This is a genomic window from Pseudomonas silesiensis (assembly GCF_001661075.1).
Classification (GTDB): Bacteria; Pseudomonadota; Gammaproteobacteria; order Pseudomonadales; family Pseudomonadaceae; genus Aquipseudomonas; species Aquipseudomonas silesiensis.
This window is the reverse complement of the sequence record NZ_CP014870.1, coordinates 51,570-72,789: the sequence shown is the minus strand read 5'-3', so window position 1 is coordinate 72,789 and position 21,220 is coordinate 51,570. Positions and strand designations below refer to the sequence as shown.

The following is a 21,220-nucleotide window of genomic DNA, read 5'->3' as shown; positions in this document are numbered from 1 at the left end:
ACGCTCAGATCACTTCTGACGTGCGGCACGCTTTTGTCCAGCCTTTACCTGTGTTCTTCGGCATTGGCGGCGCAAGCCCCAGGCTCGCAACAGGCGCAACAGCAATGGTTGCTGCAGCAGATGCGTGTTGGCGAGGCAATGTTCCGTGAAGAGCTCATCAATGACTCTCTGGCGCGCCTGGAACTGATCGCGCCCAATCACCCACAGGTGCTGGTCGGCAAGATCCGCCAGGCATTGCGCGCCGATCCTGCCCGGCAGGACCCGGCCATGAACGCGCAGTGGATTGAGCAATTGCTGACCCGCCTGCGCCAGCAGGCCCCCGGCTCACCTGAGCTGCGCCAAGCCTTGGCACTGGTCAAACTGCAGAGCGCCAGCGGTGTCAGGGACTTGCAGCAGGCGCGCTTGCTGGCGGCGGCCGGCCGCTTCGACGAAGCCACCGCAGCATACGAACAGCTGTTCGGCGATGAACCACCCGACCTTGCCTCAGCCGTGGAGTACTGGAGTATCCGCAGTCGACTGCCCGGACAACGGCAGCCGGCGATCGCTGCGGCGCGCAACCTGGACAACAACTACCCGGGCAGCGCCAGCCTGCGACAGATGCTGGTCGGGCTGTTGTTCGCCGAGGATCGGGATGACGAAGCCTTGGCGGTGCTGCACCAATTGGCTGCGGATCCGCTGGCAAGCGCCGGCGCGGCAGAAACTGAATACAACTATCTGGTCAGGCTGCCGGTCAGCCCCGAAACGGCCAAGACCTGGCAGGCATTCACGGGCTATTACCCCTATTCGCCATTAGCGAAGGAAGCCACCAGGCAGCTGGCCGAACAGCGTCGGCTGCTTGCCGATCCCGCCTGGTTGGCCGGCAGCAAGGCCAAGGCCATGCTTGAAAACGATGCCGATCCCGTTGGCGCCGAAGCCCTGTTGCGTCGTGCACTCAAGGCGTACCCGCAAGATCCAAGCCTGCACGGTGCCTTGGGCGTCTCGCTGATGCGCCAAAGCAAATACGCCGCCGCCAACGAGGCCGTCAGCCGCGCGCTGAGCCTTGAGCAAGACACCTTCTACATCACCAAATGGCGCGATCTTCAACAAGCGTCTCGGCTCTGGAGCCTGTTGCAAAAAGGGACACTGGCGCTGGAGGCGAGAAACTTGCCGGCAGCCCGTGTTGCGTTCACGCAAGCCCGTACGCTCGACCCGGGCAATACCGACGCCTTGATTGGTCTGAGTGACGTCGCTATCGCCGAGTCGGACGATATCGCTGCCGAAGCGCTGCTATTGCAGGTACGCAAGCTGGAGCCGGACAGTGCCAGCGCTGTGCGAAGGCTGGTTCGTCTGTACCAGGCGCAGTCGAGCGAGAAGGCCGAAGCATTTCTCGATACGCTGCCCACCGGCAAGCAGGCCGAATTCGCCGGCCTGCGTCAGAGCATCCAGCTTGAGCGCCTGAGCCTGAAGGCTGATGCGGCGACAGCGCGCTCGGACTGGGCGCAACTGGTGCCCTTGCTCAAACAGATGCGCGTACTGGACCCGGATAACCCTTGGCTTGCTTACCGCCTGGCGGGAGCCGAGCTCGCCTTGGGCAAACCGGCCGACGCCGACGATGCGTTCCGCCAGCTGTTATCGCGTCAGGGCCAGAACCCCGAGGCCCGCTACGCCCACGCCTTGTACCTGTCCACGGAAAATCGCGACCGCGAAGTACTCGCCAGCCTGGGACACATTCCCAAGGCCGGCTGGACCGACAACATGCGCGACCTGGCCACGCGGATCGAACGTCGACAGTTGCTGGCACAAGCGGAGAAGTTGCGCGATGCCGGCCACGAGCCCGAAGCCATTGCCCTGCTGCTTCGCAAGCCAACCGTCGATGACCTGTCGACGTTGGCCGACTGGGCTTTCCAGCGTGAAGACTACCCACAGGCGCAGCATTACTACCGCCTGGTGCTCAAGCAACAACCGCAGGATTCCGAGGCGCAACTGGGGCTGATCGAGACCTGGATCGCTACTGCTCGCCAGCCTCAAGCCCGGGAAGCGCTGGGTCAGCTCACACCCCCTGTCGCCCCGACGCCAGGCTGGCAACGGCGCGTGGCCAATGCCTGGGCCTCGGTCGGTGAACCGGGCAAGGCCAACGCCCTGTATGCCCAACTGCTGCAAACCCCCCAGACCGATCCGCTGATCTACCGCGACGCCGCACGGCTGATGGCCAAGAACAACCCACAACAAGCCCTGGATAACTATGCCCGCAGCATGGCGGCTGCCGGCTTGACCCCATCAGTACCGTCCACCCCGCGCGACAACGTCGCGATGACCGAAGCCAGCCGCGCCAACGACGGTGATGACTGGATGCTGCGCAGCCTGCGCGCTGATGTCGATGAGCTGTACCAACAGCAAAATCCGAGTGTGAACCTCTATCAGGATTTTGCCTGGCGCACTGACAACACTGCTCCGGGTATTTCCGACCTCACCACGCAAACCACGATTCTGCGCATCGATGCACCGTTTGCCGAAGGCCAGGGCTTTGTCCAGGCAGAACAGGTCGACCTGCAAGCGACTCGCTTCGATACCGATGACAATGGCCGGCATCAAGAGGCATTCGGTACCTGTGCGCTGGTAACCGGCGGCTGCCCCAGCACGTCGCTAAGCACCAGCGGCCCCGGCCTTGCTGTCGGCTGGAAGAACGCCGCCTGGGCCTTCGATCTAGGTCACACCCCGCAAGGCTTCGAAATCGGCAACTGGCTGGGTGGCGTCAGTTACAGCAGTGACTGGCAAAGCGTGGGCTGGACCCTGACCGCTTCGCGACGGCCGATGAGCAACTCGGTGGTGTCCTATGCCGGCGCCGTCGACCCACTGACCGGCATTCGCTGGGGAGGTGTCACCAGCAATGGCCTGACCTTGAGCCTCAGCCATGACGAAGGTGGTGTCGATGGCGTCTGGGCCAGCCTGGGTGCACACCGGTTACTTGGCAAAAATGTGGAGGACAATCAGCGCCTCTCGGCCATGGGCGGCTATTACTACCGGCTCGTCGACAACGCCGATGAACGGATGCGTACCGGCTTGACCCTGATGTACTGGGGGTACGACAAGGACCTGAGTGAATACACACTGGGGCAAGGCGGTTACTACAGCCCGCAGCAGTATTATTCAATCGGGGTGCCGCTGAACTACGCCTGGCGTAATGCCAACTGGTCGGCAACGCTGGAAAGCTCCGTCGGTTGGTCCTATTCGAAAACCAGCGACAGCGATCTTTATCCACACGAACCGGTCGGCAGTCTGCAGGAGCGGCTCAACGGCGCGGGATTCGCGACTGACAGCAACCCCACCCTGACCAAGGAGGACAGCAGCAGCAATGGTATAGGCATCCGCCTGCAAGCCCTGGTCGAGCGCAGGTTGTCCAATAATCTGGTGTTTGGTACGGGCATCACTTACCAACACAGCGAAGGTTATGCCCCCAGCCGCGCCCTGCTGTATCTGCGGTACACCTTCGATGAATGGCAAGGCAACCTGCCGATGCCCATAGAGCCGGTCACTCCATACGCGGACATGCGCTGACCCTTTTTGATCACTCCATGCACAGCCAACGATTGGCCTATGCTGCCCGCGCTGACGCCTTCGGGAGCGAGCTTGCTCGCGAAGGCGATTCTCGATTCACCGCAGGGCTTACCCAGTTAAACCTTTACTTGAGACTGCCTGGTTTCCGGCGATTCAAGGTGATCCAGCACTCGTTCCACCAACAAATAAACCCCATCGGACATGCGACTGAGCGCCAGGGCTACAGAACGGCGCGAGCCTTCCACATCGTCGGCGAGGTCGGCGGCGATGGAGCTGATCGAGAGCAGGTCTTCGGAGGCGTTGGCCAGGAGCGCTTCGATGTGAACGTCAGGGGATACGGTGAAGAGAAGGTCTTTGCGGGGAGCAGGCGGATTGGGAGTTACTTTGAACATGGTAAATCTCCATCTGAGTGGTTCTACTACCGTTCGCTTGCACGCGAATGGGGTGGCAGCTGTGCGCGAGTGTGCAAGACCGGGCAGACGGACCCCGGCAGATAATTCTCGAAAGAAAGATCTCCCGCGCACAACCGCCATAAAACAGGCATTGCGAGCATGAGTATGCCCGTCAAGTAACCAATGACGTTGCGCGTCGTCTTTTAACCGGACTTGCACGTCCGTGTCACCGATTATTCAGTGACAAAGCCAGACTAGGCCTGAGTCCCGGCCGGGACAAGTTCACCAACACCGCCACAATTTGAAGGAAATCTCCGACGCTGCTGTCCCCCGTCAGATGATTCTTACGCCAGCCTGGATGTTGTCTCTACTGACGCCTTCGCGGACTGACTGGCGACAACACAGAATATCCCGACAGGACTTGAGCGCGTGCACCAGGTCGATGTCCTCTTCGTACTGCAGTTTTCTGTTGAAAAACTGGTTGACCACGTCGAGCGGTTCCGGCTCGCTGATCTGTTTTTGCGTGGCCAACAACCGCTGCCAGGCATCAATGCGTTGCTCACCCTCACCCAGCGGTCCGTATAATGCCTGCGCCCGACGGCTGATCATTGAAACGACAATGGCACGCTGAGATCACTGGCGACGCGCTAAACTATTGATACAGTCCTTCTACATAGTTTGACATCCTGTACAACCATACTACTGTCATTTGGATCCAATATTTATCTCAATCAATCAGGGTGCGTTGTAGTGACACAGAAGCCCAACCCTCTCAGCAGCATCAAGGTCAGTGGGCCGATTCCCGCTCATCTGGCCCGCTCGGTGATCGAAGAGACCCTGCGTGCCGCCATACTCGACGGTCGCATCCCTTGCGGCACTGCCCTTCGCCAGCAAGACCTGGCCGACCTGTTCGGCGTCAGCCGCATGCCGGTTCGCGAAGCCTTGCGCCAGCTCGAAGCCCAATCGCTGCTCAACGTGATCGCTCACAAAGGTGCGGTGGTCGCGCCGCTGGTTCAGGGCGATGCCGTTGAAACTTACGCGCTACGGATCCTCCTGGAATCCGAAGCACTGCGCTTGTCGATTCCGTTGCTGACCAGCGAGGATTTTCAACAGGCCGCCCGCTACATCGATGAATTGGAAACGCAACATGACTACACCGAAATCGGTCGGCTCAACCGTCTATTCCATATGTCGCTGTACAGCAAGGCACCGAACCGGCGGCTGTTGAAGCTGGTGGAAGACGGCCTGAACGAGGAAGAACGCTTCCTTCGCTTCAACCTGGAAGCCATGGGCCTGGGCAAACTGTCCCAGGAAGATCACCGGGCGATGTTACGGGCCGTGGAAGACCGCGACGTTGAACGCTCTGTGAAGATGCTCGAACAACACCTCAATCGCGCGGTCGTGGTCATCACGCGTTACCTCGACAGCCCTGAGGCAAAGAACCGCAAAACCACGAAGTAACTCCAGCGGCGGGCTTGAGCAGGCAAACCGGATTGCTTGTCTTCGCTTGCCGCGATTATCCCGCCCTGCACAGTCTCGTCTTCGATCCACCCCCTTCCTGCCCGATCATTGCACCGACTGCATTTATGCGTCGGTGATGGCGGCCGCCTTCAATTACGCTCACTCTTGGGCTGCCGACGAATAAATGAACGGGTGACGCGCCGCACGTAGCGAAGCAGTCCTCGCACCAGGAACCAACGGAAGGAGTCTTGTCACGGGAAAGGAAGAATCAGTGGCATTCCCGGCCCACTTCCACCCCTCAGATCATCTTGACGCTTTAAATTAGAAAGTTGCTTCGAGTGAGGCATTCACTCTCTGTTTCGATTCTGACTTATATAAGCCGGAAGGAGCAACTACGCCTAAATAAAACTTTATCAAGAAGTCTTATTGGAACTTATCACGCCCAAGAAAGTTAAACTTTAAAATAGTATCGAAATATCTTGCCTAGAACTTTATTTATGTATTAATTTTTCCCCGCCGCCATTGAACATTGGCCGGCAGGCCTCAACCAGAAGAATTACAGACACCCAACCGGCATCAATTAGTTTGAGGCGTTCGCTCGCCAGTAAAACTTCAGGTGTCGGTTACTTATTGATTACACCACTTACAGGCTCGCCCATGACATCGATAACAGACCGTCTTAATCTCAAGAAAGCAGAACTTGGCGCACACCCGATCTTTGCTGAAATACATTCACTCTCGGCACTTCGACGCTTCATGGAATCCCATGTATTTGCAGTGTGGGATTTCATGTCGCTCACCAAGCGCCTGCAACAGGAACTGACCTGCGTTCAACTACCCTGGCTACCACCACGAGATCCTCAGGCTGCGCGCCTGATCAACGAGATAGTGTTGGGTGAAGAGTCCGATGACCGTCCGGCGCGGGGTCATTACAGCCACTTCGAGTTGTATCTGGATGCCATGCGCGAGGTCGGTGCAAGTACGGCCGCGGTGGAACGCTTCGTGGCGCTGCAACGGGAGGGGGTCAGCCATGACGTGGCGTTGCGAAGTGTGGAGGTCGATCCGGCGGCCGCGCAGTTCGTGCGGCATACCCTGCACACCGCCTTGCACGCGCCGGGCCATTGTGTCGCCGCGGCCTTTCTGCACGGTCGCGAGAGCGTGATCCCGCAGATGTTCCAGCGCATTCTCGACGATTGGGGGATCGGGAGCGAGCAAGCACCGACCTTTCGTTATTACCTGCAGCGGCACATCGAAGTCGATGCCGAGGAGCATGGCCCGGCGGCAGCAAACCTCCTCGTGCGGCTGGTCAATGGCGATCCGCAGCGTGAAGAAGAGGTCTATGCCAGTGCCATCGCTGCCGTGGAAAGCCGAATCGCCTTGTGGGATGGCCTGCGCCTGAGCATGAACGTAAGCGAAGCAGCGGCCGAGGTGAATGCATGAACGCCGCCGACTACCAATCCTTCGCCGACGCCTGGGAGAGCCGCGCCACCATCCGCACCCGCCCACGCCGAGTGCTGGAGAATGACGACAAGCTGATCTATCCCTTGAGCCGACAGCCGCTGGTGCTGAGCGAAACCTTCCTGCGCGAATGCCCCGGGCAGCGCGATTTTGCCTTGGTGCAGACGCTCTACAAATTCATCAACGACGTGGTGATCTTCGAAACCGAGATCGTCGACAAGACCGCCCGCAGCATCGCGAAAAACCGTTTCCCGCTGGCCTTCCCGTTCGCCTGCCGTTACGACGCCATGACGGTGGTGGTGGACGAGGACTACCACGCACTGGTGGCCATGGATTTCATGCAGCAGACCATCGCCATGACCGGCATCACGCCGATCGGGTTGCCTTGTGAAATTGAACTGAGTCGGGCAATTCCAGTGGCCGTCGCACTCGCACCGCAACACCTGCGCAGCGCCGTGGAACTGATCTGTGTGGCCATCGCCGAGAACACCGTCACCGGGGATGTCGCGGCGTTCGCCAAGGACGATACGATCAAGCAGTCGATCAAGGGCCTGATGGCCGATCATTTGCTCGACGAGGGTCGCCACTCCGGCTTCTGGACGCGGCTGGTACGCATTTACTGGCACACCGCATGCGAAGACGACCGTCGATGCATCGCGCACATCCTGCCGGTGTTCATCAGCCATTACCTGACAAACGACATTCAGAAGTCGTTTGACTTGCGGCTGATCGAGTCCTTGCCGATCAGCGATGTCGCACGCCGCGCCCTCAACAGCGAAGTCTCGGGGCTGGCCTTCCCGATCAATCGCCATCACCCCCTGGTCGCCAACATCGTGCGGTTTTTTCGCAGCAGTTCACTGCTCGACTCGCCGTGCGTGCAAGACGCCCTGGGCGACTACCTGGCTTAATGAGGAGCACATCATGAGACGTCTCGACATTCTGCTCATTGGACGCAGCCAGGCCTTGATCGACCTGGCGCAGGAACTCGAACAACAGGGTCATGCGCCGAGGCGGCTGACGTCCCTCGATGAGCAGCCGCCCCCAGGGCACGTCGATTTGCTGATCGACGATACCAGCCTGCCCGGTGATTCCTTTGGCGACGTGCCGCGAGTGACCCTGCAACTGGGCGTCGGCACGCCGGGAACCTCAGGCCTGCCGCCGCTGGACCTGCTGTGCCTGTACGGCTCGACACTGCTGAGCCGCGTGCCGATTGCCGATGAGCCTTCGGGTAACGGCCAGGCGTTGCGTGTGCGAGCCGTGGCAGAGCTGGTGGACCACGTGGCGCTCTTGATCAGCCGTTACTCCCGGGATGCCGAGTATTTTCTGCTCGCCCCGCCCGCAACCTGCGCCTCTTGTGAACAGGTGGCGAATCTGCTGTTTCTGGAAAGCCTGGCCTTCGTCCATCGGCTCAATACCACTGCAGAACCCAGGCTGCTGCAACTGGCACGAATACCTGTGATCGAGCGCCTTGAGCAACGTTTCATTCAGTCCGCCGAGCGACCGGCGCTGAACGTCGCCGGTACTTCCATGAGTTATCGCGAACTGCATGCCCTGAGCTGCGCTATTGCGCAGCGTTTGCAACCCTTGGTCGATCAGCACGCGGCACCCGTGGTGATCGGGATTTGCCTGGCAAAATGCAGCGCACTGTATGCGGGGATTCTGGCGATTCTCGGCAGCGGCGCGGTGTATCTCCCACTCGAGCCCAGCCATCCGCTGCAACGCCAGCAGTACATCCTGTCAAATGCCGGGGCGGTGTTGCTGCTGCATGATGGGCAACATCCGCTCGCGGCCGAAATGCCCGGTCTGGATCTCAGCCGCATCGACATCGATGATGCAGGTTTCGATCAACCCTTGATGCACCAGCGACCCGATCTCGATGCGCCCTGCATGGCGCTCTACACCTCGGGCACCACCGGCCATCCCAAAGGCATATTGCTCAGCCAGGCCAATCTCGCGCACTTCAGCGCGTGGTACGCCGACTACGTGCAACTGACCGAGCAGAGCCGGGTGTTGCAGTTTTCGTCGCTGGGTTTCGACTCGTCGCTGATCGATATCTTCCCGACCCTGCTGCAGGGCGCCGAGCTGATCGTGCCCGGCGACGATCAACGTCGCGACCCGTTGCAACTGGTGGAACTGATCCGCCATCAACGACTGAGCCACGCCTTTTTGCCGCCCGCGCTGTTGAGCATCCTGCCGCTGGATCAATTGCAGTGCCTGGATCATGTCATGACCGGCGGCGATGTCTGCGAGCCCTGGGTCATCGAGCAACTGACCCGCCAGGGCAAGCTCTACAACCTCTATGGCCCGACCGAAGCCACGGTACTGATCACCGCGCGACAACTGCGCAGCGGCGACAGCAATCGCACCCTCGGCGCGCCGATTGCGAACAGCCAGGTGCTGATTCTCGATGAAAATCTGCAACCGGTGGCTGAACAGACCACAGGCGAGTTGTACATCGTCGGTCCGGGGGTGTGCCTGGGTTATTTGAACAACCCGCAGCAGACCGCCGAACGTTATCTGAACCTGCGCCTGGCCAATGGTGAGCGCCTGCGCGCCTACCGCACCGGCGACATGGCCAAGTGGACCAGCGCAGGTATCGAGCTGTGCGGGCGCCGGGACAACCAGGTGAAAATCCGGGGGTTCAGGGTCGAGCCGGAAGAGATCGAACGCTGCCTGCGCGACAGTCGGCTATACCGCCAGGTGGCGGTGGTCATCGACAGCCAGCGGCGCATCCTGGCCTTTCTTGCGCAGCCTCAGGAAGATCAGCCCGACGCTGCTCGTGAAGCGCTGAAAGCACACGCCATTGAGTGCCTGCCAGATTACATGCAGCCCAACGCCTGGACCGAACTGGCCTGCATGCCGTTCGCCAGCAACGGCAAGGTCGATCGCCAGGCACTGCTGCAACTGCCTGTCAGCATCACCGGGAGCCACTCACGGCGCTTGCCTGCCAGTGCCGATGAAGCCTTGTTATTGACGATCTGGGCCGAGTTGCTGGAGTTGCCGGCCAGCGATATTTCCACCGACGAAAGCTTCTTCAACCTGGGCGGCCACTCGATCCTGTTGTCGCGCATGCTCCTGCGCTTGCGTGAAGAATTCGGCCGCAGCATTTCGATCAACCGCTTCATCGAACTGCCGACCATCAGCAAGCTGGCGACGCTGGTTCGTGGCTCCGGCACCGAAGAAGTATTGAGCGAACAGGCCATGGCCGACGCCTCCCGCGAGCTGGACGTGCGGCCCTTGCCGGTGAGCGCCATGGGCGATGTACACAAGGTGATCGTCACCGGTGCCAACAGTTTTGTCGGTGTGCACATCGTCGAGGCACTGCTGGCGTGGGGCGCCAGCGAGGTCGCCTGCCTGGTGCGAGAGGGTGGCGGGCACTCGGCGGCCGAACGTTTTGCCCAGGCCTTGCGGGAGAACCGTCTGGAGCATCTGGACCTGAGCCGGGTGCGGGTTTATCCGGCGGATATTACCCGTCCCGATCTGGGGTTAGCCGCGGATGTCCATGAGCGACTGGACCGGGAATACGGTGCATTGGTGCATAACGCCGCCAACGTCAATCACGTTCTCGATTACGAGTCATTGGCGCGGGACAACGTCGAACCGATTTTCGAATGCCTGCGTTTGTGCGAAGGGCGCAGCAAAAAGATCTTCAACTTTGTCTCGACGCTTTCAGCTTCCAGCACCCTTTCCGCCGATGGCCGGGTCCTTGAGTTGCCGGCCGCACAGACCCCGCCGATCTACATCAAGAACGGCTATAACCTGTCGAAATGGGTCGCTGAACGCATCCTCGAACGGGCTCGCGAGCGTGGGGTGCGGGTCAATCTGTATCGCCCCGGCAATATCAGCTTCAACAGCCTTACGGGCGTCTGCCAGCCGCACAAGAACCGATTGATGCTGATGCTCAAGGGGTCGATCCAGCTCGGTCAGGTACCGGAGTTCGCGCTGAACTTCGACCTGATGCCGGTGGATTTCCTGGCTCGCTTCATTGCCTTCCACGCCAGCCGTTATCAGCCCGACAAAGCCGTGTTCAACCTGCACAACCCCGAACCCTTGAGCTGGGACGCCTACGTCGCTTCGTTTCGTGAGGCCGGCCGGGAGTTTTCGATGACCAGCGTCGCCGACTGGCAGCAGCAACTGGGCCGGGTCAATAGCGACAACGCGCTGTTCGGCGTACTCGGTTTCTACCTCAACGGCTTCGAAGAAGACATCGGCGATATCTCGATGATCGGCCACGACAACGCCCACGCTGGCGTGCGCCAGATGGGCACGCACTACCCGGAAAAATCCCCGGCGCTGCTGCGTCGCGGCTGCGACTACCTCAAAGAAATCAATTTCATCTGATTCATCTCAACCAGAACGGAGCAATACCATGAGCACTCTGCAACCCGATACCCTGATCAAAAACCCTGAAGGCGACGCTGTCGTGGCGTCGGTGGAAGTACCGGCCGATGCCGCCCAGGTCTGGGCGGTGGTCGGCGACTTTGCCGGCTTCGATCGCTTCATTCCGGCGCTGTCGCACATCGAGATGACCGGCGAAGGCGTGTCATCCCTGCGCAAGAAATTCTTCAGGGACGGCAATCTGGTGGTCGAACAACTCAATTCCCGGGATGAGCAGGCACGGAGCATGACCTGGACCACGATCTACAACACCTTGGGCGTGGCCCAGTTGTGGGCGGCGATGAGTGTAGAAGCGCTCGGGGCGAACAAGTCGCGGGCGACCTGGACCATCATTGCCGAACCGGCGCAGGGCGGTGGCCAAGCCTTGCCGGAATTCAACGCGTTCGTGCAGGGGTTTGCCGATGATGCGATGAACAATGTGTTGAAGCTGTTTGTGTAGGGCTTTCATTCAGTGGTGACTGGACCACCTTTTTCGCTGGCAAGCCGGTCTCGCTCCCACATTTGATATGCGTCGTGCACACATGCTGTGTTCGCCGTAGATCCAGTGTGGGAGCGAGCCTGCTCCGGGCGGCGTTCCGACGAAGAATGATAACGCGGTTTCACTGACGTTCCGTCCAGCAGCAGTTGCAAATTCCCCAGCCCTTGATGACACTGCGACTAATTATCATTTGTGACGTTCGGGCTCCGATGGATCGTTCAGTGTTCAATCCCCGCGGCGAGCCGCATCAGCAGATAGTCCAGCAAGCCATCAATTGGTTACTGCGGCTGCGCAACAACGCAGCCAATCCCGGGCTGCGCCAACAATGCGATAGCTGGCGGGCAGAACACCATGAGCACGAACTGGCCTGGCAACGAGTGCAATCCCTGCATGCCGAACTGAGCGGTAATCCACGGGCGGTACCGGGTGCGCAGGTCGCGCTCAATACGTTGGAAAATAGCGCTCAGAGACTGGGCAGACGCCAGGCACTGAAGCTACTGTCGGGTGCGCTGCTGATGGGCTCTGCCGCCTGGCTGGGCAAGGATGCAGTGGGCTGGCAACAATGGACCGCCGACTTTGCCACCGCCACCGGGGAGCGACGCGGCTTCCAGCTACCTGACGGCACACGCCTGGAGCTCAACACTGCCAGTGCGGTGGATCTGGATTACACCGCGCAGCAGCGGCTGATCAAACTGACTCGCGGCGAAATCATCGTGACCTGTGGCGGAATCGACGAAGGCTCTTCATTTGATCGACCGTTACGGGTGCACAGTCGCCATGGCGTGTATGAAGGGGTGGGGGCGCGTTACATCCTGCGCCAGGAAGCCGACTGCACTCGACTCAGTGTCACCAGTGGCATCGTCGCGATTCTTTCGCCGCTGGCTGCTGACGGCAAACCGATTCGTCTGAGCGCCGGGCAAAGTTGTTTGATCGATCACCGCCAGGCGAAGCCGGTGCCGCCGCTGAACATGGATGTCGGCGCCTGGGTCGACGGCCTGATCGTGACCCGAAACATGCGCCTGGAGGATTTCCTCGATGAAGTCGCACGCTACCGGCACGGTTATCTGAAGTGCTCGGCGGACATTGCCGACTTGCGCCTGACCGGGGTTTTCCATCTTGAAGACACCGACAAGCTGCTGGCCATACTGCCGCAAACCCTGCCCGTGCAACTGCGCTATCGCACTCGCTGGTGGGTGACACTGGAGCGAAAGGCCTGAACTGGTTTTCTGGTGGGGACGGGAGTCCATATCGGGTGGCGCAGCGGGTGGCTCGTTCCTGCATAAACAGCGGACAAAAACAAAACCCCTGTCTGCGCTAGCAGACAGGGGTTCTGGAATTCAATCTTGACGATGACCTACTCTCACATGGGGAAACCCCACACTACCATCGGCGATGCATCGTTTCACTGCTGAGTTCGGGATGGGATCAGGTGGTTCCAATGCTCTATGGTCGTCAAGAAATTCGGGTACTGAGTCGTGACCTGATGGCCTCGCTTCAGCAAATTGGGTATGTAATAGATTTGTGTGTTGCTGGCGAACTTTCGGTTCATTGCGTCTTCACACACCGCAATCTGGTGCTCTTACGAGCAAGCAAATTGCTTGGGTGTTATATGGTCAAGCCTCACGGGCAATTAGTATTGGTTAGCTCAACGCCTCACAGCGCTTACACACCCAACCTATCAACGTCGTAGTCTTCGACGGCCCTTCAGGGGACTCAAGGTCCCAGTGAGATCTCATCTTGAGGCTAGTTTCCCGCTTAGATGCTTTCAGCGGTTATCTATTCCGAACATAGCTACCCGGCAATGCCACTGGCGTGACAACCGGAACACCAGAGGTTCGTCCACTCCGGTCCTCTCGTACTAGGAGCAGCCCCTCTCAAATCTCAAACGTCCACGGCAGATAGGGACCGAACTGTCTCACGACGTTCTAAACCCAGCTCGCGTACCACTTTAAATGGCGAACAGCCATACCCTTGGGACCGGCTTCAGCCCCAGGATGTGATGAGCCGACATCGAGGTGCCAAACACCGCCGTCGATATGAACTCTTGGGCGGTATCAGCCTGTTATCCCCGGAGTACCTTTTATCCGTTGAGCGATGGCCCTTCCATACAGAACCACCGGATCACTAAGACCTACTTTCGTACCTGCTCGACGTGTCTGTCTCGCAGTCAAGCGCGCTTTTGCCTTTATACTCTACGACCGATTTCCGACCGGTCTGAGCGCACCTTCGTACTCCTCCGTTACTCTTTAGGAGGAGACCGCCCCAGTCAAACTACCCACCATACACTGTCCTCGATCCGGATAACGGACCTGAGTTAGAACCTCAAAGTTGCCAGGGTGGTATTTCAAGGTTGGCTCCACGCGAACTGGCGTCCACGCTTCAAAGCCTCCCACCTATCCTACACAAGCAAATTCAAAGTCCAGTGCAAAGCTATAGTAAAGGTTCACGGGGTCTTTCCGTCTAGCCGCGGATACACTGCATCTTCACAGCGATTTCAATTTCACTGAGTCTCGGGTGGAGACAGCGCCGCCATCGTTACGCCATTCGTGCAGGTCGGAACTTACCCGACAAGGAATTTCGCTACCTTAGGACCGTTATAGTTACGGCCGCCGTTTACCGGGGCTTCGATCAAGAGCTTCGCGTTAGCTAACCCCATCAATTAACCTTCCGGCACCGGGCAGGCGTCACACCCTATACGTCCACTTTCGTGTTTGCAGAGTGCTGTGTTTTTAATAAACAGTCGCAGCGGCCTGGTATCTTCGACCGGCATGGGCTTACGCAGTAAATGCTTCACCCTCACCGGCGCACCTTCTCCCGAAGTTACGGTGCCATTTTGCCTAGTTCCTTCACCCGAGTTCTCTCAAGCGCCTTGGTATTCTCTACCCAACCACCTGTGTCGGTTTGGGGTACGGTTCCTGGTTACCTGAAGCTTAGAAGCTTTTCTTGGAAGCATGGCATCAACCACTTCGTGTTCTAAAAGAACACTCGTCATCAGCTCTCGGCCTTAGAATCCCGGATTTACCTAAGATTCCAGCCTACCACCTTAAACTTGGACAACCAACGCCAAGCTGGCCTAGCCTTCTCCGTCCCTCCATCGCAATAACCAGAAGTACAGGAATATTAACCTGTTTTCCATCGACTACGCTTTTCAGCCTCGCCTTAGGGACCGACTAACCCTGCGTCGATTAACGTTGCGCAGGAAACCTTGGTCTTTCGGCGTGGGTGTTTTTCACACCCATTGTCGTTACTCATGTCAGCATTCGCACTTCTGATACCTCCAGCAAGCTTCTCAACTCACCTTCACAGGCTTACAGAACGCTCCTCTACCGCATCACCTAAGTGATACCCGTAGCTTCGGTGTATGGTTTGAGCCCCGTTACATCTTCCGCGCAGGCCGACTCGACTAGTGAGCTATTACGCTTTCTTTAAAGGGTGGCTGCTTCTAAGCCAACCTCCTAGCTGTCTAAGCCTTCCCACATCGTTTCCCACTTAACCATAACTTTGGGACCTTAGCTGACGGTCTGGGTTGTTTCCCTTTTCACGACGGACGTTAGCACCCGCCGTGTGTCTCCCATGCTCGGCACTTGTAGGTATTCGGAGTTTGCATCGGTTTGGTAAGTCGGGATGACCCCCTAGCCGAAACAGTGCTCTACCCCCTACAGTGATACATGAGGCGCTACCTAAATAGCTTTCGAGGAGAACCAGCTATCTCCGAGCTTGATTAGCCTTTCACTCCGATCCACAGGTCATCCGCTAACTTTTCAACGGTAGTCGGTTCGGTCCTCCAGTTAGTGTTACCCAACCTTCAACCTGCCCATGGATAGATCGCCCGGTTTCGGGTCTATTCCCAGCGACTAGACGCCCTATTAAGACTCGCTTTCGCTACGCCTCCCCTATTCGGTTAAGCTCGCCACTGAAAATAAGTCGCTGACCCATTATACAAAAGGTACGCAGTCACCTAACAAAGTAGGCTCCCACTGCTTGTACGCATACGGTTTCAGGATCTATTTCACTCCCCTCTCCGGGGTTCTTTTCGCCTTTCCCTCACGGTACTAGTTCACTATCGGTCAGTCAGTAGTATTTAGCCTTGGAGGATGGTCCCCCCATATTCAGACAAAGTTTCTCGTGCTCCGTCCTACTCGATTTCATGACTAAGAGATTTTCGCGTACAGGGCTATCACCCACTATGGCCGCACTTTCCAGAGCGTTCCGCTAATCTCAAAGCCACTTAAGGGCTAGTCCCCGTTCGCTCGCCACTACTAAGGGAATCTCGGTTGATTTCTTTTCCTCAGGGTACTTAGATGTTTCAGTTCCCCTGGTTCGCTTCTTAAGCCTATGTATTCAGCTTAAGATACCTAACTTATGTTAGGTGGGTTCCCCCATTCAGACATCTCCGGATCAAAGTCTGTTTGCCGACTCCCCGAAGCTTTTCGCAGGCTACCACGTCTTTCATCGCCTCTGACTGCCAAGGCATCCACCGTATGCGCTTCTTCACTTGACCATATAACCCCAAGCAATCTGGTTATACTGTGAAGACGACATTCGCCGAAAATTCGCATGCATTGCTCAATTAAGAGCTACTCACAAATTTTACCTTAGCCTGATCCAACACCAGTGAAAGTGTTGTTCAGTCTATCTTTCTATCACATACCCAAATTTTTAAAGAACGATCTAATCAAAGACTAGAAATCAATATTCATCTACGAATATTCATTTTAAACTCTAACGAGGAAGACAACCTTATGGATGCCTCTCGCCTCTACAGTGAATCAAGCAATTCGTGTGGGAACTTATGGAGCAGCTGATGTCGTCGATTAAGGAGGTGATCCAGCCGCAGGTTCCCCTACGGCTACCTTGTTACGACTTCACCCCAGTCATGAATCACACCGTGGTAACCGTCCTCCCGAAGGTTAGACTAGCTACTTCTGGTGCAACCCACTCCCATGGTGTGACGGGCGGTGTGTACAAGGCCCGGGAACGTATTCACCGCGACATTCTGATTCGCGATTACTAGCGATTCCGACTTCACGCAGTCGAGTTGCAGACTGCGATCCGGACTACGATCGGTTTTCTGGGATTAGCTCCACCTCGCGGCTTGGCAACCCTCTGTACCGACCATTGTAGCACGTGTGTAGCCCAGGCCGTAAGGGCCATGATGACTTGACGTCATCCCCACCTTCCTCCGGTTTGTCACCGGCAGTCTCCTTAGAGTGCCCACCATTACGTGCTGGTAACTAAGGACAAGGGTTGCGCTCGTTACGGGACTTAACCCAACATCTCACGACACGAGCTGACGACAGCCATGCAGCACCTGTCTCAATGTTCCCGAAGGCACCAATCCATCTCTGGAAAGTTCATTGGATGTCAAGGCCTGGTAAGGTTCTTCGCGTTGCTTCGAATTAAACCACATGCTCCACCGCTTGTGCGGGCCCCCGTCAATTCATTTGAGTTTTAACCTTGCGGCCGTACTCCCCAGGCGGTCAACTTAATGCGTTAGCTGCGCCACTAAGAGCTCAAGGCTCCCAACGGCTAGTTGACATCGTTTACGGCGTGGACTACCAGGGTATCTAATCCTGTTTGCTCCCCACGCTTTCGCACCTCAGTGTCAGTATCAGTCCAGGTGGTCGCCTTCGCCACTGGTGTTCCTTCCTATATCTACGCATTTCACCGCTACACAGGAAATTCCACCACCCTCTACCATACTCTAGCTTGTCAGTTTTGAATGCAGTTCCCAGGTTGAGCCCGGGGATTTCACATCCAACTTAACAAACCACCTACGCGCGCTTTACGCCCAGTAATTCCGATTAACGCTTGCACCCTCTGTATTACCGCGGCTGCTGGCACAGAGTTAGCCGGTGCTTATTCTGTCGGTAACGTCAAAACAGATACGTATTAGGTAACTGCCCTTCCTCCCAACTTAAAGTGCTTTACAATCCGAAGACCTTCTTCACACACGCGGCATGGCTGGATCAGGCTTTCGCCCATTGTCCAATATTCCCCACTGCTGCCTCCCGTAGGAGTCTGGACCGTGTCTCAGTTCCAGTGTGACTGATCATCCTCTCAGACCAGTTACGGATCGTCGCCTTGGTGAGCCATTACCTCACCAACTAGCTAATCCGACCTAGGCTCATCTGATAGCGCAAGGCCCGAAGGTCCCCTGCTTTCTCCCGTAGGACGTATGCGGTATTAGCGTCCGTTTCCGAGCGTTATCCCCCACTACCAGGCAGATTCCTAGGCATTACTCACCCGTCCGCCGCTCGCCACCAGGTACAAGTACCCGTGCTGCCGCTCGACTTGCATGTGTTAGGCCTGCCGCCAGCGTTCAATCTGAGCCATGATCAAACTCTTCAGTTCAAACATCTTTGGGTTTTTAAGAAACCCTAAACTTGGCTCAGCAATCGTTGGTTACATCTTTGATTTCTCGCGGAGTAACTTGTGATGCTGATAATCTTGTTGACTATCAGTCTGACTCCACAAGCACCCACACGAATTGCTTGATTCAGTTGTTAAAGAGCGGTTGGTTAAGATCTTTCGTCTCAACCGAGGCGCGCATTCTACGCTTTCCTCTGCTGCTGTCAAGCGGTTATTTTCAGAAGTTTTCAAAGTTTCCTTTGTAACTTCAACCACTTGGCGCTTCCGATCTCTCGTCAGCGGGAGGCGAATTCTACAGCGTTAGTCGCTGCTGTCAACACCTCTTTTTCTCCGCTTTCGACCGAGAAGATCGAACCGTCAACAGAGCCAAACAACACTACCCTATCAACTCCTTCTGGGCTTCGATGACCTGAAGCAACTCGCTGTCGAAAACTGCGTAACTCTTTGTTTACCAAGGAGTTTTCCGTTTCGACTGCGCCGGAAGTGGGGCGAATTATAGACTTCCAGAATCTGCCGTCAAGCGTTAATTCCGTTCTGCTATCAATAACTTGTCGAAGGCTGGAAAACGGCCGCCCCGACCGGCTGGAGAAAGGAAAACCGCGCCTTCTATATAGGAGGCGCCCTCAAAGCACTCCGGCTTCTTTTAAGGCAGCTACCGCATCGGCATCCAGACCCAACACCCGCTGCAGCACCTCCAGCGTGTGCTCGCCCAATAAAGGAGGCGCATGGCGATACTCCACAGGCGTCTCGGACAACCGGATCGGACTCGCCACCTGCGGCACCCTCCCGGCCAGCGCATGAGGTAACTCGATCGCCAGGCCACGCGCCTTGACCTGAGGATCGGCAAACATCTGCGCCAGATCATTGATCGGCCCACACGGCACGCCCGCCTGCTCCAGTTGCAGCACCCACTCGGTCGTCGTTTTGAAAACCGTTGCCTGACGGATGAGCGGAATCAACTCCGCACGGTTAGCCACCCGCATCTTGTTCGTCGCAAAGCGCGGATCATCCGCCCACTGCGGCTGCCCCGCCACTTCGGCAAACTTGCGGAACTGCCCGTCATTACCCACGGTGAGGATGAAGTCGCCATCCGCCGTAGGAAAGTCCTGATAAGGCACGATGTTCGGATGAGCATTACCCAGGCGTTTCGGAGCATTGCCTGTCGTCAGGTAATTCATCGCCTGATTCGCCAGACACGCCACCTGGACATCCAGCAGCGCCATATCGATGTGCTGACCGCCACCGTCTTGATCGCGGTGAGCCAGTGCCGCCAGGATCGCAACTGTCGAGTAGAGGCCGGTCAGGATGTCGGTCAGCGCCACCCCGACTTTCACCGGCCCAGCCCCTTCCTCGCCTTCAGGTCGCCCGGTCAGGCTCATCAGCCCGCCCAGCCCCTGGATCATGAAGTCATAACCCGCGCGCTTGGCGTAAGGCCCCGTCTGGCCAAACCCGGTGATCGAGCAATAGATCAGGTTCGGATTGATTGCCTTGAGCGATTCATAGTCCAGCCCATACGCCGCCAGACCTCCCACCTTGAAGTTTTCGATCAGGATGTCCGACCTGGCCGCCAGCTCACGCACCAGTTTTTGCCCCTCCGGGCGCGTGAAGTCGATGGTAACCGACTGCTTGTTGCGATTCGCCGACAGGTAATAGGCCGCTTCGCTGGTGTTCTCGCCATAGGCGTCTTTCAGGAAAGGAGGCCCCCAGGCACGCGTGTCGTCACCATTGCCCGGCCGCTCGACCTTGATCACGTCAGCGCCAAGGTCAGCAAGGATCTGCCCGGCCCAAGGCCCGGCCAGCACCCGCGATAAATCCAGTACTCGTAGATGCGATAGCGCGCCCATGGACGTTCTCCTTAATAGAACGCCTGGAGGCCGGTCTGCGCCCGACCGAGGATCAGCGCGTGGACGTCGTGCGTACCTTCATAGGTATTCACCACTTCCAGGTTGACCAGGTGACGAGCAACGCCGAACTCATCGGAGATGCCGTTGCCGCCCAGCATGTCGCGCGCCATGCGCGCAATGTCCAGGGACTTGCCGCAAGAGTTGCGCTTCATCATCGAGGTGATCTCGACCGCAGCCGTGCCTTCGTCCTTCATACGACCCAGGCGCAGGCAGCCTTGCAGCGCCATGGTAATTTCGGTCTGCATGTCGGCCAGTTTTTTCTGGATCAACTGAGTGGCGGCCAATGGTCGACCGAACTGCTTGCGATCCAGCGTGTATTGGCGAGCCGTGTGCCAGCAGAACTCCGCCGCGCCCAGCGCACCCCAGGCAATACCGTAACGTGCCGAGTTGAGGCAGGTAAAAGGACCTTTCAAACCACGGACATCCGGGAAGATGTTCTCTTCAGGGACAAACACGTTATCCATGACGATCTCGCCGGTGATGGATGCACGCAGGCCGACCTTGCCGTGAATCGCCGGGGTGCTCAAGCCTTTCCAGCCCTTCTCCAGTACGAAGCCACGGATATCGCCGGCGTCGTCTTTGCCCCAGACCACGAATACATCGGCGATCGGGCTGTTGGTGATCCACATCTTGCTGCCGGTCAGGCTGTAGCCGCCTTCCACTTTGCGCGCACGAGTAATCATCGAGCCCGGATCGGAACCATGGTCAGGCTCGGTCAGGCCGAAGCAACCGATCCATTCGCCCGTGGCCAGTTTCGGCAAGTACTTCTGCTTTTGTGCTTCAGTACCGAACTCATTGATCGGCACCATCACCAAGGAGGACTGCACGCTCATCATAGAGCGATAGCCGGAGTCGACACGCTCGACTTCACGGGCGATCAGGCCGTAGCTGACATAGTTCAGGCCGCTGCCACCGTACTGCTCAGGGATGGTCGCGCCCAACAGGCCCACTTCGCCCATCTCGCGAAAGATCGCCGGATCGGTCTTTTCATGGCGGAAAGCTTCGAGAACGCGCGGCGCGAGTTTCTGCTGAGCGAATTGCTCGGCGGTATCGCGGATCATGCGCTCTTCTTCGGTGAGCTGTTGATCCAGCAGCAGGGGATCGATCCAGTTGAAGCTAGCTTTACCGCCCATGAGTGCGTCCTCTCTAATCGGGTCAAATAACGTGGATTGATCCTAGGCCGGCTTCGGCGTCACGGCAAACGAGGATTTTGCATACTGTTG

10 protein-coding genes, 3 rRNA genes and 1 pseudogene are annotated in these 21,220 nt (G+C 57.7%); 7 read left to right on the top strand and 7 right to left on the bottom strand.

All coding sequences use genetic code 11. The annotated features are described in order from the left end of the window. Positions 1–33: 33 nt before the first annotated feature. A complete protein-coding gene (bcsC, locus tag PMA3_RS00340; RefSeq protein ID WP_420848590.1) occupies positions 34–3,534 on the top strand; it encodes a cellulose synthase complex outer membrane protein BcsC in 3,501 nt (1,166 codons plus the stop codon). A 116-nt stretch (positions 3,535–3,650) separates the two neighbouring features. On the opposite strand, the gene PMA3_RS00335 is transcribed toward bcsC, so the two are convergent. Together PMA3_RS00335 and PMA3_RS00330 are read right to left on the bottom strand one after the other, a co-directional pair. After that, a complete protein-coding gene (locus PMA3_RS00335) occupies positions 3,651–3,926 on the bottom strand; it encodes a DUF6124 family protein (RefSeq protein ID WP_064675304.1) in 276 nt (91 codons plus the stop codon). A gap of 429 nt (positions 3,927–4,355) precedes the next feature. Beyond that, positions 4,356–4,535, bottom strand: a pseudogene (locus tag PMA3_RS00330) (hypothetical protein); the annotation flags it as partial. A gap of 141 nt (positions 4,536–4,676) precedes the next feature. On the opposite strand from PMA3_RS00330, the gene PMA3_RS00325 reads away from it, so the two are divergent. The 6 genes from PMA3_RS00325 to PMA3_RS00300 all read left to right on the top strand — a co-directional run bounded on the left by PMA3_RS00325 (position 4,677) and on the right by PMA3_RS00300 (position 12,938). After that, on the top strand, positions 4,677–5,387 hold the full coding sequence (locus PMA3_RS00325) for a GntR family transcriptional regulator (protein WP_064675302.1): 711 nt from the start codon (positions 4,677–4,679) through the stop codon (positions 5,385–5,387). Between the two features lie 657 nt (positions 5,388–6,044). Continuing rightward, the gene (locus tag PMA3_RS00320) at positions 6,045–6,827 is read left to right on the top strand and encodes a DUF3050 domain-containing protein (protein ID WP_064675301.1); all 783 of its coding nucleotides are present in this window, start codon (positions 6,045–6,047) and stop codon (positions 6,825–6,827) included. After that, entirely contained in the window at positions 6,824–7,753 is a 930-nt protein-coding gene (locus PMA3_RS00315) for a diiron oxygenase (RefSeq protein ID WP_064675300.1), read from the top strand. The genes PMA3_RS00320 and PMA3_RS00315 overlap by 4 nt, the downstream gene beginning before the upstream one ends. 13 nt (positions 7,754–7,766) lie before the next feature. Then, positions 7,767–11,186 carry an amino acid adenylation domain-containing protein gene (locus tag PMA3_RS00310; RefSeq protein WP_064675299.1) on the top strand — a complete coding sequence of 1,140 codons (3,420 nt, stop codon included), beginning with the start codon at positions 7,767–7,769 and terminating at the stop codon, positions 11,184–11,186. Between the two features lie 28 nt (positions 11,187–11,214). Further along, the gene (locus tag PMA3_RS00305; RefSeq protein WP_064675298.1) at positions 11,215–11,682 is read left to right on the top strand and encodes an SRPBCC family protein; all 468 of its coding nucleotides are present in this window, start codon (positions 11,215–11,217) and stop codon (positions 11,680–11,682) included. Positions 11,683–11,930: 248 nt separating this feature from the next. Next, entirely contained in the window at positions 11,931–12,938 is a 1,008-nt protein-coding gene (locus tag PMA3_RS00300; protein ID WP_064675297.1) for a FecR domain-containing protein, read from the top strand. Between the two features lie 124 nt (positions 12,939–13,062). Here PMA3_RS00300 and rrf read toward each other — a convergent pair. The 5 genes from rrf to PMA3_RS00275 all read right to left on the bottom strand — a co-directional run bounded on the left by rrf (position 13,063) and on the right by PMA3_RS00275 (position 21,130). Continuing rightward, positions 13,063–13,178, bottom strand: a 5S ribosomal RNA gene (gene rrf / locus PMA3_RS00295). A 152-nt stretch (positions 13,179–13,330) separates the two neighbouring features. Beyond that, positions 13,331–16,222: ribosomal RNA gene (locus PMA3_RS00290) — 23S ribosomal RNA — on the bottom strand. Positions 16,223–16,536: 314 nt separating this feature from the next. Beyond that, positions 16,537–18,075 (bottom strand): 16S ribosomal RNA (locus PMA3_RS00285). Together the 16S, 23S and 5S rRNA genes form the textbook arrangement of a ribosomal RNA operon. A 641-nt stretch (positions 18,076–18,716) precedes the next feature. Then, positions 18,717–19,937, bottom strand: a complete 1,221-nt coding sequence (locus PMA3_RS00280; RefSeq protein ID WP_064675296.1) for a CaiB/BaiF CoA transferase family protein — start codon at positions 19,935–19,937, stop codon at positions 18,717–18,719. Between the two features lie 11 nt (positions 19,938–19,948). Further along, positions 19,949–21,130 carry an acyl-CoA dehydrogenase gene (locus PMA3_RS00275; RefSeq protein WP_064675295.1) on the bottom strand — a complete coding sequence of 394 codons (1,182 nt, stop codon included), beginning with the start codon at positions 21,128–21,130 and terminating at the stop codon, positions 19,949–19,951. Between the last annotated feature and the right edge of the window lie 90 nt (positions 21,131–21,220).